The 13610-nt window shown below is 66.3% G+C and carries 9 protein-coding genes; 3 read left to right on the top strand and 6 right to left on the bottom strand.

Going from position 1 to position 13610, the window contains the following annotated elements; translation table 11 throughout:
* Positions 1-146 precede the first annotated feature (146 nt).
* From PAN08_RS00110 to PAN08_RS00085, 6 genes are all read right to left on the bottom strand, one after another.
* Positions 147-1148, bottom strand: coding sequence for a VacJ family lipoprotein (locus PAN08_RS00110; RefSeq protein WP_269789531.1), 1002 nt, complete (start codon positions 1146-1148; stop codon positions 147-149).
* Position 1149: 1 nt separating this feature from the next.
* The gene (locus PAN08_RS00105) at positions 1150-1458 is read right to left on the bottom strand and encodes an STAS domain-containing protein (protein ID WP_269789530.1); all 309 of its coding nucleotides are present in this window, start codon (positions 1456-1458) and stop codon (positions 1150-1152) included.
* Complete coding sequence (locus PAN08_RS00100; RefSeq protein ID WP_269789529.1) at positions 1448-2116, bottom strand: ABC transporter substrate-binding protein; 669 nt, start codon at positions 2114-2116, stop codon at positions 1448-1450. The genes PAN08_RS00105 and PAN08_RS00100 overlap by 11 nt, the downstream gene beginning before the upstream one ends.
* Positions 2113-2643: an outer membrane lipid asymmetry maintenance protein MlaD gene (mlaD, locus tag PAN08_RS00095; protein ID WP_269789528.1), complete on the bottom strand. Its 531-nt coding sequence runs from the start codon at positions 2641-2643 to the stop codon at positions 2113-2115. Before mlaD ends, PAN08_RS00100 begins: the two co-directional genes overlap by 4 nt.
* A gap of 9 nt (positions 2644-2652) precedes the next feature.
* Positions 2653-3402 carry an MlaE family lipid ABC transporter permease subunit gene (locus PAN08_RS00090; protein WP_269789527.1) on the bottom strand — a complete coding sequence of 250 codons (750 nt, stop codon included), beginning with the start codon at positions 3400-3402 and terminating at the stop codon, positions 2653-2655.
* Positions 3403-3580: 178 nt separating this feature from the next.
* On the bottom strand, positions 3581-4378 hold the full coding sequence (locus PAN08_RS00085; protein ID WP_269789526.1) for an ABC transporter ATP-binding protein: 798 nt from the start codon (positions 4376-4378) through the stop codon (positions 3581-3583).
* 225 nt (positions 4379-4603) lie between these two features.
* On the opposite strand from PAN08_RS00085, the gene recC reads away from it, so the two are divergent.
* From recC to recD, 3 genes are read left to right on the top strand one after another with little or no spacing between them, the layout of a single operon-like run.
* Positions 4604-7954, top strand: coding sequence for an exodeoxyribonuclease V subunit gamma (gene recC / locus PAN08_RS00080; protein WP_269789525.1), 3351 nt, complete (start codon positions 4604-4606; stop codon positions 7952-7954).
* Complete coding sequence (gene recB, locus PAN08_RS00075; protein WP_269789524.1) at positions 7951-11574, top strand: exodeoxyribonuclease V subunit beta; 3624 nt, start codon at positions 7951-7953, stop codon at positions 11572-11574. Before recC ends, recB begins: the two co-directional genes overlap by 4 nt.
* A complete protein-coding gene (recD, locus tag PAN08_RS00070; RefSeq protein ID WP_269789523.1) occupies positions 11571-13547 on the top strand; it encodes an exodeoxyribonuclease V subunit alpha in 1977 nt (658 codons plus the stop codon). The genes recB and recD overlap by 4 nt, the downstream gene beginning before the upstream one ends.
* Positions 13548-13610 lie beyond the last annotated feature (63 nt).

Raw genomic sequence — 13610 nt, 5'->3', positions numbered from 1 at the left:
CGCATCGCCCAGCGTTGAATGTGGCCAGCAATGAATCGTGCGCAGTGACCCTGCGAGTGTTGGAACACAAGCCAATCACTGCGCATGATTGCGGTACAAAAAAGCCCGGGTTTCCCCGGGCTTTTTGTTTGATGCGGCAATGGCGATCAATTGCCCCAGTCGGGCATCGGCATTGCATCGACCGGAATGGTCGATGGGTCGTCATCACCGTGCTTGCCGTCGCGGCGCAGATCTTTTTCGATCTGGTAGCTGCGGCGTTGCAGCCATGCATCGCGGGTCAGTGAGTACTCATCCACCGCGCTGTCGCGCAGTGAATCAATCGACAGCAGCTGCGCGCGCACGTCTACCAGTTGCAGGCCCTGCAGGCCGATGCGGACTTTGTCCATCTCGATCGTGCGTACAGGTGAGAGCGGCATGTCGCCGGCTAGGCCGAGCACGTCGCGCACGGTACGCGGGCCAAAGAACGGCAGCTCGACGTAACGTGACTGACGCCAGCCCCAGGTGCCCAGCGTCTGCCCGAAGTCTTCACTGCGCTTGGGCACCATCGCTTTGCTGGCCGGGTCGAACAGGCCACCGATACCGAAGGTGGAGTTCATCAGAAAGCGGCCCAACGTGTCCCACGCATCATCGGCATGACCCTGCAGCAGCTGGTTGACCATGGTCAGCGGCGAGCGCAGGTTGCTGAAGAAGTTGGTCACACCGGTACGGGCGAACTGCGGCACTGCGTGCGTGTATGCCGTCGCCAACGGGCGAGCGACAGCGCGATCCACCGCGTTGTTGAAACGGTGCACGCCGCGGTTGTACTTCTCCCACGGGTCATAGCCCGGCGGTGCGCCACTGCCGGCGTCGCCGTTCGCGCCCGCCACCGGGCCGCCATACAGCGCGGCGAAGTCGTCTTCAGCAGCGGTGGGCGTGACTTCAGTGTTGGAGGCGTCGGCATTGCCGGCCTGCGCAACGGCATCGCTGCCGGCATCTGTTGCAACGGCCTGCACATCGGCAGCGGCCGGCGGAGCGTCGGCCGTGGCGGTCGCGTCAGCAGGCGTCACAACAGTGGCTACCGGCGGTGCGGTATCCCGTGCCGGCTTGCCGGCACAGGCGGCCAACAAGGCCACGAGGATCAGGAGGGGGAGGGTGCGAAGAAGGCTCATGTCAGCTTCCTGCTGAGGGTGCGTTGAAATCGAGGGACGGTGACAGCCGGTAAGCAGCACACAGTTCTTGCAGGCCCGCAGGCGTACCGGTGACGCTGCCGCCGCCCTGCGTGCGCAGGCGTGCAGCAAGTTCACCTACCAACGCCAGACCGGCGCTGTCGATGCGTTCGACCGTCTGCAGATCCAGCTGACGCAGCGGGCCCAACCCGTGCGCCAGCTGCGGCCACAGTTCAGTCACCGCGTCGCGGTCGAGCACGCCGGCCAAATGCAGCGTGTCGCCCTCGATGCGGAAAGTCGCGTCACTTGCCACGGGGAGCCGGGCCTGCAGCGGCCTGCATGCTGCCGCTACGCAGTTCGGTGGCTACCTGTTTGATCGACTTCTGTCGCAGCGGTGCGTCGAACTGGTTCTTGAAGGTCTGCACGTAGGAGATGCCTTCGATCATCACGTCGAAGATTTTCCACTGGCCGTCGACGTTGCGCATCAGGTACTCCACCGGCGTCGGTTCGCTGCCGGCGCGTACCAGCTCGGTGGACACCTTGACGCCACGGTTGCCCGGCAGCGCGGCTTCCGCCTTGTAGCGGAAGCTGGGCTTGCCCTGGATATCGAGCAGGGTGGAGCCGTAACGCGACATCAGGTTGTCGGCCATGGCGTCGGCAAACAGTTTTACGTCCGCATCGGCGGCGCCACGGCCGTGCACGCCCAGCACCAGGCGTGCGGCGTAATCACGGTCGAAGGTGCGGCTCAGTTCGCTGTCGATGAAGGTGCGCAGCGCGGCCGGATTGGTGCGGAACTCGGCGCGGCGGCTTTCCAGCGTGGTGAGGATGCGGCTGCTGGCATCAAGCACGGTGCGGCCGGCAGCCGAGGGCTGTGCGGCGGAGGCGGCCGGGCGTGCCTGTGCCATGACCAGCGATGGCGTGGTGGCCAGCAGGGTTGCAGCGAGCACGGCGGTGAGCAGTTTCACTTTCATGGTTGCGGTTCCGTTGCGGGCGCGTCTGCGCCGGGGGTTTCGTTGCCATTGGCGCCGGAAGCATTGCTGCCACCACCGCTGAACATGTACTTGCCAACCAGCTGCAGCAGATCCACCGCAGGCTGGGTGAAGGCGATCTCGTCACCGGACTTGAGTGGCTCCGGGTCGCCGCCCGGCTGCAGTCCGATGTAGCTCTCGCCCAACAGGCCGCTGGTGAAGATGCCGGCCGAGGTATCGCCAGGCATGTCCTTGAACTTGCTGTCCAGCGACAGGGTGACGATGGAATCGTATTTAATCGGGTCCAGCTGAATATCAGCCACTTGGCCGATGGTCACCCCGCCGATTTTCACTGGCGCCTGCTTGCGCAGCTGGCCGATCTGGGAGAAGCGTGCCGTAAGCACATAGTCACCACCGCCGGTACCAAAACGCTGGTTGGTGGATGCAACGGCCAACACCAGCAGCGAGGCCAGGGCCAGCAGCAGGAAGGCGCCTACGGAGAATTCGAGTCGTGGTCCACGGATGGCCATGTTGATCCCTTACTTGAACAGCAGTGCGGAAAGCACGAAGTTGAACATCAGCACCAGCAGCGAGGCGTTCACCACCGCGCGGGTGGTCGCCACGGAGGTGCCTTCGATGGTCGGCTCGGCGTGGAAGCCGACGTATGCGGCCACCAATGCAGCGGTGCCGCCGAAGATCGCCGACTTGAGCAAGGCCACGGCGAAGTCGTCCCAGAAATCGACGCTGCCGCGCAGGCCCGACCAGAACGTACCGTTGTCCTGGCCCAGCACGTGTACCGCTTCAAAGTAGCCGCCGGCGATGGCCAGCGAGCAGAAGATGCCGGTCAGCAGTGGCACGGTGAGCACTGCGGCCCAGAAGCGCGGTGCCACGGCCTTGGCGATCGGGTCGATGGCCATCAGCTCAAGCGCCTTGATCTGGTCGGTGGCGCGCATCAGGCCGAGTTCGGCGGCAATCGAGCTGCCGGCGCGGCCAATGAACAGCAGCGCGGTGAGCACCGGCGCCAGCTCGCGGTACAGCGACAGGCCCAACAGCGTGGACAGCGCATCAGAGGCGCCGAATGTCGTCAGCGTGCGGTAGCCCTGCAGGGTCAGCACCAGGCCGACGAAGGCACCGCCGACGGCGATGATGGGCAATGAACGCGCGCCGATCTTGTAGATTTCGCGGGTCAATTCGGCCAGGAAATCGCGGGTCGGTACCGAACCACGCAGCACGGTCAGCGAAAACAGGCCGGCACGTCCCAGCGAGCGGATCGAGGAGGCGAAAGGCATTAGAGAGCGACTCCTGAAACGCTGGATGACACACCCTTCTCTCGCTTGCGGGAGAAGGTGCCCGAAGGGCGGATGAGGGCACCTTCAGCGCTACGTGCTTCAAGAGCACCTTCACCCCAACCCGCGCCCGCTATGCGGGAGAGGGGGCAGGAATCACGCATTTCGTGCATCGTCACCATCACGCGCTCTCCAGCCCGTAGTTGCGCGTCGGCGCGTCGAAGGGAATCGGGCCGTCGGGCTCACCGTGCAGGAACTGGCGCACCAGTGGATCCTGGCTGGCCTGCAGCGCATCTGGCGTGCCGGAGAAGACGATGCCGCCATTGGCGATCACTACCGCCTGGTCGCAGATGGGCAACGTTTCATGCACATGGTGGCTGACGATGATGCTGGTCAGGCCAAGGCTGTCGTTGAGGCGTTGGATCAGGCTCATGATCACGCCCGAGGCGATCGGGTCCAGCCCGGTCAGCGGCTCGTCGTAGATCATCAGCGGCGGGTCCAGTGCCAGCGCACGTGCCAGTGCGACGCGGCGCGCCATGCCGCCGGACAACTCACGCGGCCAGGCATCTGCAGCAGCCAACAGGCCCACCGCATGCAGCTTCATCTGCACCAGGCGGTGCAGCACCGCCTCGGGCAGGCGCGTGTGGGCGCGAAGCGGCAGTGCCACGTTGTCGGCCACACTCAAGTCGGTCAGCAGGCCATTGCCCTGCAGCAGCACGCCGACGTTCTTGCGCATGTCCAGCAGCGCGCGGTTGCCGTGCGGAATGTCCTGGCCAAACAGCTGCACATTGCCGCTCATCGCGCGCAATTCGCCGGTCAGCGCAGCCAGCAGCGTCGACTTGCCGCTGCCGGAAGGGCCGAGCACGGCGGTGATGCTGCCGCGTGGTACCTGCAGGGAAACGTCGCGCAGGATGGTGCGTCCGCCGCGATCAATGCGCACGTTGGACAACTGCACCAGCGGTGGCCGGGGTGAGGTCATGGTGGCCTTTAACGGAAAACCAACGTTGTAGGATTGGCAGCGGCGCCTGAACATAAGCGTACTGGACCGTGCAGTATTGTCGCACTCTGTCACGGTAAGGGTATGTGGTCGTGGTACACGGCGGCCGAAACACAGTGTCTGGCCGGTGCATGGGTCCGGTGTGCGCACCGGGGCAGACGCATTCATTTCTCGTCGTATGCGATGCGGCTACGGCAAGATGGCGCGATGACAGCCGTGCCCGACTTCCGCCTCTACCACTCTAATTCGCTCGATGTGCTGGCCTCGCTGCTGGCCCACGCACTGCGCGAACCTGCGCCCGGTCAGCCGCTGCTGGCCGCCGATACGGTACTGATCCCGCAGGTGGCCATGCGGCGTTGGCTGCAGTCCACGCTGGCGGCCGAGTACGGCATCGCCGCCAACCTGGAGTTCCTCACCCCGGGTGAGTTCGTGGCACGGGCGCTCAAGGCCAATGTCAGCGGCGAGAAGGATGACCTGGGGGCCATCGGTCTGCACTGGCGCCTGTATGCCGCGTTGACCGACGCGCAACTGATGCGCCGTCCCGCGATGGCGGGATTGAAGGCTTACCTGGACCGGAGCGATCCACTACGCCCGTGGGCCTTGGCGGCCGAGTTGGGCGGGGTGTTCGAGAAATACCAGGCGTGGCGTCGTGATTGGCTGCTGCGCTGGGAGGGGGGCGCTGAGCCGGACGATCCGCAGGCCATCCTGTGGCGGCATATCGCTGGCGGTCAGCAATACCGCGCCCGTCGCATCAACGAATACCTGGCGCGCTTTGAAGGCGAGCACCAGCCGCTGCCGCAAGGCCTGCCGGGCCGGCTGTTTGCCTTCGCCACGCTCAATGTCTCGCCCGACGTGCTGCGGGTGATCGCCACCCAGGCGCGGGTCGGCACGCTGCACTTCTATATGCCCACGCCTACCCGCTCGTATTGGGGCGACCTGCAGACGCTGAGCGAGAAGCTGCGCAGCGGCGTTGACGACCCGTTCGGCGTGGAAGCAGGGGAAAACCCGTTGCTGCAGGCCTGGGGCGCGGCCGGTCGCGATTTCATGGCGGTGCTGGGCAGCTACGAAGTCGTGCACCCGACCGGTGAAATCGCCGCCTATGTGGACCCGGAGGAGCACGCTGGCCCCGGTCTGGACCAGAACGGCCTGGGCGACAGCCTGTTGCATCGCTTGCAGGCCGACCTGTTCCACCGTCGCGCGCTGCCGACGCCGCTGCGGCCAGCGATGCGAATGGACGACCCCAGCATCCAGATCCACGCCTGCCACACCCGCCTGCGCGAAATGCAGGTACTGCACGACCAACTGCGCGCGCTGCTGGAAGATCCGCGCTTCGATCCGCCGCTGCAGCCGCGCGAAATCGCCGTGCTCGCACCGGACATTGATCCGTACGTGCCGTATCTGGAGTCGGTATTTGGTGGCCGTGGCGGCAGTGACGAGCACATCCAGTGGGCACTGGCCGACGCCAGCCCATTGCAGGGCGAGCCGCTGGCCGAAGTGTTCGTGCAGCTGCTGGGCCTGCCGGTGTCGCGGTTTGGCCTCAATGAAATTCTCGACCTGCTCGCCAGCGCGCCATTGGCCGATGCAGCCGGGTTGGATGCGGCCGCGTTCGAGCGACTGCATGGCTGGTTGCAGGCCGCTGGCGTGCGCTGGGGCTTGGATGCAGTGCACCGGAAGCAGCATCAAGCGCCGCAGGACGATGCCTACACCTGGCAGTTCGCGTTGGACCGCCTGCTGCTCGGCCATGCCAGTGGCAGCGACGAGGACATCGGTGGCGTGGCGCCCTGGCCGGAACTGGAGGGCGGCGCGCTGGTCGCGCTGGATGCCCTGATCCGCCTGTTGCGCGTGCTGGCGCGCCATCAGCGAACGCTGGCCGATGCACTCACGCCCGCGCAATGGCGCGAGCGGTTGCTCGGCCTGCTGCTGGCGCTACTGCCGGAAACGCCCGCCGAACCCTCGGCACAGCGCGCGCTGGACCGCCTGCGCAAGCTCATCAATGAATTCGCTGACGAAGCCGGCAAGGCCGGTTTTGATGCCCCGGTACCAGCCGAGGTGGTGCGTGCGCATTTCGCCTCGGTGTTGTCCGAGGCCGATACCCGCGCGCCCCTGCTCACCGGCGGCATCAGCTTTGGCCGCATGGTGCCGATGCGGTTGTTGCCGTTCCGGGTGATCTGCGTACTGGGCTTGAACGACGGTGACTTCCCGCGTCGTGACCCGGCTGCCGGGTTGAGCCGCCTCACTGCCGAACTGGGCACGCAACACCGTCGCCATGGCGACCGCTCACTGCGTGAGGACGACCGTTTCCTGTTCCTGCAGCTGTTTGCCTCGGCGCAGGACGTGTTCTACCTGAGCTACCTCGGCGCCGACGCGCGCGATGGCAGTGTGCGTGAGCCCTCGGTGCTGGTCAGCGAGCTGGTGGATGCAGCATCGACGTATCACGACGACGCTGCCGCCGTACGCAAACAGCTGGTGGTGCGTCACCCGCTGCAGCCGTTCGCGCCGGCGGCGTTTGGCGATGCCTCCGAGCCGCGTCGTTTCAGTTATCGCCGACAGTGGTACCCGGCGGCGGGTGCGGTGGGCGGTGATCGCCGGTCGCTGGCACCGTGGTTTGGCGGCCCCTTGCAGGCGCCGCTGCCGGAAGCGCTCAACGAAGAGCACCTGTCGCTGGATGCACTGCGCCGCTTCCTGTCCGACCCGGCCGGTCAATTCCTCGGCCAACGCCTGGGCCTGCGGCTGGCCGGCGATATCGACGGCAGCGACGACATCGAACCGTTGGTGGTGCCCGGAGGGGGCCGCGAACACTCAGCCCTGCAACAGCAAGTGCTGAGCGCACTGCTGGAAGGCCGCGAGCAGGGCCTTTACGAACGTCTGCGTGCGCGTGCACTGCTGCCTTCCGGTGCGTTGGGACGGCAGCAATTCGCGCGGCTGCTGGAGCGCGTCCGGCCCTGCGCCGAAGCGTTTGCGCAATGGCATGACGGCCAGTCCCTGCGATCAGAACGGTACGAAGTTCAGCTCGACGGAATCCGCCTGCACGGACGTGTCGATCAAATTCATCCACAGGGGCTGGTGCGTTTGCACGCCGGTCCCGCAGGGGTGGCTTATGTGGTGCGCGGCGGCTTGGATTGGCTGTTGGCCAACGCTGCTGGTGCCGCATTGCCGCTGTTGCAATTCCATGACGGCGGGCAGGCCGGACACGGTCCGCACCTGCTGCCGGCATTGCCGCAGGAACAGGCGGAGATAGCCTTGAAAGCATTGCTACAGCTGCGTTCTGAAGGATTTCAAACGCCACTGCTATTTGCCCCCTACACGGGCTGGGACATCTACAACAGCGACGCCGATGGCCGCGAAAAGGCCGCGCACGCGCGCTGGTACGGCGGCGATTACAGCTGGGGCGAACGCAATGGCGAAGCGCTGCAATTGGCGCTGCGCGGGCACGATCCGTTCGCCCGCGAAAATACTGCGCACAGGTTTATCCACAACAGCCTGTTGATATTTTCAGCGTTGCGCGAGGGCAAAATTTGGGTTGATTCCGAAGGTGCTGACGGCGAGGGCGCGGCATGAACCACGCACTGCACGATCCGTATCTGGGCCTGCCTCTGGACGGCCTGCGCCTTATCGAAGCCAGCGCAGGTACCGGCAAAACCTTCACCCTGGCGACGTTGTTCACCCGCTTGGTGGTGGAACAAGGCCTGCGTATGGGCCAGATCCTGGCGGTGACGTTCACCGACGCAGCGACCCAAGAGCTGCGCAAGCGCATCCGTGAGCGGTTGGATCTGGCCGCGCGGTTGGTGGGCAGCGAGCCGGCCGCCGGCGACAGCCCGGAAACCGCACTTACCCACAGCATCCTGCAGCGCCATCTGCAGCAAGGCGGCGAAACAGAGGTACAGCTGGGCCGACGGCTGCGCGTGGCGGCCGAGGAAACCGATCTGGCGGCGATCTTTACCATCCACGGCTTTTGTACCCGCGTGCTGGGCGAATACGCGCTGGAAAGTGGGCACACCTTCGCTGCGCCCGAGCTGTTGGCCAACACCCGTGAGCTGCACGCCGAGCTGGCCGCTGACCTGTGGCGGCTGCATGCCGGGCAGGGCGGCAACCTCGAAGCACTGCTGGGCCTGTGGAAAAGTCCTGACGCGCTGGCCAAGGATCTGCCCGCCCTGGTCGCCGAGTTGCCGCTGCTGCCGCAACCGTCGGTCACCGAGATCGAAGACGCCCGCCCCTTCCGCGATGCCGCTGCGCAGCGCCTTGCTGCCGGCATTGCCGCGCATGGCGAAAGCTACCTGCAGCAACTGCGGGGTGCGCTGGACGCGGGCGTGCTCAACAAGTCCAGCTACAAAATCGAGTGGATCGAAACGCTGTTCCGGCAACTGCAGCAATGGAGCCGGCACCCGGATCCGCACGCAGAGCAGGACGAAAAGCTGGAGCGGCTCACGCTCGATGCGCTGACTGCCAAGACCAACAAGGCCAAGGCCGGCAGTACGCCGGTATCGCCGCTGCAGCCGCTGATCGCCGATTTCATGCAGGCCAGCGCCCAGGTGACGCAGTGGCAGCGGCAGCAATCCATCGTGCTGCTGCACCAGCTGCGGACCGAGGTACGCCAGCGGCTGACCAAGCTCAAACAGCTACGCCGCGTACAGACCTACGACGACCTGATCGACAACGTCGCCAATGCCCTGCAGGGCGAACACGGCGGCCTGCTGGCCGAGCGCCTGCGTGCGCAATACCGCTTTGCGCTGGTGGACGAGTTCCAGGACACCGACCCGCGCCAGTGGGACATCTTCCGCCGCGTGTTCGCAGCGGATGCCGGCGACGATGCCGCGTTGTTCCTGATCGGCGATCCCAAGCAGGCCATCTACGGCTTCCGTGGCGGCGACGTGCACACCTATCTGCAGGCCAAGGCATTGGCCGAGGCGGCGCCAGCGCTGGACCGCAACTTCCGCTCACGCCCGGGCGTGCTGCGCGCTATCCAGGCGCTGTACGACAACGCCGGCAGCAGCGCCTTTCTTGACGAACGCATTCAATTCGAGCCCGTGCTGCCGGGCAGCAAGCGTGCCGATGACGACTACCTGCTTGATGGCGCTGTCGCGCCGGCGTTGACCGTGTGTCTGATCGAGGGTGACGCCGACGGCAAACCATTGAAGGCCGACGCATCACGCGATGCGGCCACGCTGGCCTGTGTTACGGATATCCACCGGGTGTTGCTGGCATCGCGCGAAGGCCGTGCGCTGGTGGACGGCAAGCCGGTGCAACCCGGTGACATCGCCGTGCTGGTGCGCTCGCACAAGGAAGCCGCGCGCATCCAGCAGACCTTGGCGGCGGTGGGCATTCCCGCGGTGGCGGCGGGCAAGCAGAGCTTGTTCGCCAGCAGTGAGGCGCATGACGTGCGGCTGCTGTTGCTGGCATTGCTGCAACCGGCCGATGAAGGCCGGCTACGGGCGGCCCTGTCCACCGTGCTGCTGGGCGAGAGCGCGGCGGCCATCGCCGCGATGGAACACGAAGGCGATCGCCAGCGGGCGCATCAGGAACGCCTGTTGCAATGGCGCGAACGCTGGCAGCGCGGCGGCGTGTTCGCACTGCTATCGGACCTGTGCGCCGAGCAGGCAGAACGCCTGCTGGCGCTGGTCGATGGCGAGCGCCGCCTGACCAACTACCTGCAGCTGGCCGAACAACTGCAGGAAGCCAGCAACCGAAGCATCGGCCTGCATGGCCTGTTGGACTGGCTGCAGACCCAGATTGCCCACGCCGATGAAGGTGACGAAGCGCAGTTGCTGCGTCTGGAATCGGATGCGCGCCGCGTGCAGATCATCACCCTGCACAAGAGCAAGGGTCTGGAGTATCCACTGGTGTACCTGCCGTTCGTCGGCATCGCCACCAACGCGCCGGATGCCTCCAACCACCGCACCGTGCACGACGGCGAGCAGCGTGTGCTGCATTGGAAGATCGACAAGGACGACGCGGACTGGAAGGCCATCGGCCAGCAGGTCAACGCCGAGGAAGAAGCCGAAACCGCGCGTCTGCTATACGTCGGCCTGACCCGCGCCGAGCATGCGCTGTGGATAAGTGGCGGCGCACTGACCGGGCTGGCGTCATCGCGGCTTGGGCCAATGCTGCGTGACCTGGAGGCGCTGGTCGCCCATGCGGATGTTCATATCGTCGACGGCGGCCCGGAAACGCTGCCGCCGCGCCTGCCCGCCGACCGCGAACAGGTGTTGCCGCCCGTGCGCGAGGTGCACCGCGTGGTGCCGCACGACTGGTGGGTGTACAGCTTCACCCAGCTGGCACATGCCGAAGGCGGCCATGACACCTCGGCGGCTGCCACCGAAGACAGCGGCGGTGCGGCCGATGAGCCGGTGCAGATGGATGTGGAGGCCGAACCGGCGGCGGACGTGCAGCCGGAGGTGTTTGATCCACGCTTTGCCGGCAGTCGCTTCGGCAATGTGCTGCACGCGGCATTGGAGAACGTCGACTTCGGCATGTGGCGCGATTGGCGCGCCGGCGATGTGGCACCCGATGGGCAGGCGGAGATCATCGCCCGGACATTGCGCAGCGATGGCTATGCGGAAGAAGACATCGACGACGGCGTGGCGCTGTTGACCGGCCTGATCGGCCAGACCCTCACCGTCACCCTGCCGGAAGGCGGCGCGCTGCATTCGCTGGACGACGGCGAGCGCCGCGCTGAAATCGAATTCCACTTCGCCATGCAGCCGACCACCGTCCCAGCCTTGCTGCGGGTGCTGCACGCACATGGCGTGGTGCGCGGCCGTCACGGTTTTGGCCTGCGTCGACAGCTGGAAGGGCTGATGACCGGCAAGATCGACCTTACCTACGTCCGCGACGGGCGTTGGTACGTGCTCGATTACAAATCCAACCGGCTGCCGGATTACGCGCCCGCGCAGCTGGAAGCGGCCATGCGCCATAGCGAATACGACCTGCAGGCGCTGATCTACACCGTGGCGCTGCACCGCTGGCTGCGCTTCCGTATCGGCGCCGGTTACGACTACGCGCGTGATTTCGGCGGCATCCGTTATCTGTTCTGCCGAGGCCTGGATGCCGGCCGGCCGCTGTCGCCTGGCCTGTACGCGCATTGCTTCGCGCCGGAGCTGGTGCACGCGGTGGATGAATTGTTTGCCGGCGGCCAGGCAGGCCATGCGGCACTGTTGGCACGACTGGAGAGCCGGGCATGAGCCTGTTGGCTGCATTGAACAAGGCCGGTGCGCTGCGCCCGTTGGATCACGCCTTGGCGCAGAGCCTGCGCCGGCTGGATGCGGACACACCGGATGAGGTGCTGGCGGCAGCCGCATTGGCGTCGCTGGCGGTATCGCAGGGTCATGCGGGTTTCGACCCGGCGCAGCCGCAGCGGCTGGTGGACGCCCCGTTGCCGTGGCCGACGCCGGAGCAATGGAGCGCACAGCTGGTGGCGTCGCGATGGATATCCACGGTTGTGGATAACACTGTGGAATCGGAGCAGTCGCCACTGGTTTGGGAAAACGGGCTGCTGTATCTGCGCCGCTACCGGGAGTACGAACGTCGCCTAGCGTTGGGCTTGCAGCGGATTGGGCGCGTGAAGCCCGAGGCGCGGGAGGTGAGTGCGTTGGCGCCGGTGTTCGGGGTGTTGTTTGGGGATGAAGCACCCTCACCCCAGCCCTCTCCCGCAGGCGAGAGAGGGGGCAGGTCACGCGCGGAGCCTCAGGTGCAAGTGGAGCTTCAGCTATCCCTTCTCCCGCTTGCGGGAGAGGGTGCCCGAAGGGCGGATGAGGGGAAGCTTCCAACAAGCAATCTCCAAGCCCGCGCAGCGGCAGTCGCCCTGCGCCACAACCTGCTGCTGGTCACTGGTGGCCCCGGCACCGGCAAGACCACCACCATCACCCGCCTGTTGGTACTGCTTGCTGCCCAGGCTTTGGCCGAAGGCAAACCCGCACCACGCATTGCCTTGGCCGCGCCCACTGGCCGCGCCGCCGAGCGCATGGCCGAGAGCCTGCGCAACGCCGTGCAACAACTGCCCGCCACCGGCATCGACGCCGCACTGTGCGAACAGTTGCCGAGTACCGGCACCACCCTGCATCGCCTGCTCGGCGTGATTCCCGATTCACCACGCTTCCGCCACCACGCCGACAATCCACTGCCCTACGACGTGGTGGTGGTGGACGAAGCCTCGATGATCGATCTGCCATTGATGACCAAGCTGGTCGAAGCCGTCGCCGACGGCACCCGCCTGGTGCTGCTGGGCGACCCCGACCAGCTGCCGTCGGTGGAAGCTGGTGACGTGCTCAGCGCCATCCTGCGTGCCGCCGGTGACGGCCAACGCATTGCGGCCGACGATGCACGCGCGCTGCAGCCCCTGCTGGGCGACCAGCCTGCCGACACTATCGAGACGCAGCCAAACCCCTTCACCGGCGCCCGCGTGCAGCTGCAGCGCGGCTATCGCCAGAGCGACGCCCTGCAACTGACGCCGCTGGCCACCGCGATGCGCCAGGGCGATGCCACCGAAGCGCTGGCACTACTACGCGAAGGCAACCTGGCCGGCGTGCATTTCCACGAAGACGAAGCCGACCCGCTACAGGCCTGGCGCGAGCCGCTGCAGCAGTATTGGGAAGCATTGGCCAATGCGGCCAGCCCGGCAGAGGCGCTGGCCCTGACGAGTCGCACGCGGCTGCTCACGGCCGTGCGCGAAGGCCCGCAGGGCGCGCGCGGGCTCAACGCCCGCATCGAAGAACTGCTGGGTGGCACCACACGGCGTGGCGCTGGCCCGGGTTACTTCCACGGGCGGCTGTTGATCATCACCGAGAACAGCTATCGCCACCGCCTGTTCAATGGCGACATCGGCATCTGCCAGCGTGATGGCCGCACGGTCACCGCGTGGTTCCCCGGCGACGAACCGACCACCCCGCGCGCCTTCCATCCGGCGGCGTTGCCCGCCCACGAAAGCGCGTTTGCCATGACCGTGCACAAGGCCCAGGGCTCGGAGTTCGACCAGATCTGGTTGCAGCTGCCGCGCCGCGACAACCGCGTGCTCAGCCGCGAGTTGCTGTACACCGGCATCACCCGCGCCCGGCATGGGCTGCACATCGCCGGCAGTGCCGAGGTCATCGAAGCGGCGCTGGCACGGCATGCCAGCCGCTGGTCGGGCTTGGCGCAGCGGTTGGCGGTTGAGGGCTGAAGGGCACTCCTCCCCAACCCCGTCCCCTCCGCCTTCGGCGCAAGGGAGGGGGCAGTTCATGCA

The organism is Stenotrophomonas sp. Iso1 (assembly GCF_027497995.1).
Classification (GTDB): domain Bacteria; phylum Pseudomonadota; class Gammaproteobacteria; order Xanthomonadales; family Xanthomonadaceae; genus Stenotrophomonas.
The sequence above is the reverse complement of the archived record's forward strand: the minus strand, read 5'-3'. Positions and strand labels throughout refer to the sequence as shown.

Bases quoted from the DNA above. Each gene is read 5' to 3' on its own strand.
- mlaD (WP_269789528.1), bottom strand. From the start codon at position 2,643: ATGGCCATCCGTGGACCACGACTCGAATTCTCCGTAGGCGCCTTCCTG.
- recB (WP_269789524.1), top strand. From the start codon at position 7,951: ATGAACCACGCACTGCACGATCCGTATCTGGGCCTGCCTCTGGACGGC.
- recD (WP_269789523.1), top strand. From the start codon at position 11,571: ATGAGCCTGTTGGCTGCATTGAACAAGGCCGGTGCGCTGCGCCCGTTG.
- PAN08_RS00085 (WP_269789526.1), bottom strand. From the start codon at position 4,378: ATGACCTCACCCCGGCCACCGCTGGTGCAGTTGTCCAACGTGCGCATT.
- PAN08_RS00090 (WP_269789527.1), bottom strand. From the start codon at position 3,402: ATGCCTTTCGCCTCCTCGATCCGCTCGCTGGGACGTGCCGGCCTGTTT.
- recC (WP_269789525.1), top strand. From the start codon at position 4,604: ATGACAGCCGTGCCCGACTTCCGCCTCTACCACTCTAATTCGCTCGAT.
- PAN08_RS00110 (WP_269789531.1), bottom strand. From the start codon at position 1,148: ATGAGCCTTCTTCGCACCCTCCCCCTCCTGATCCTCGTGGCCTTGTTG.
- PAN08_RS00100 (WP_269789529.1), bottom strand. From the start codon at position 2,116: ATGAAAGTGAAACTGCTCACCGCCGTGCTCGCTGCAACCCTGCTGGCC.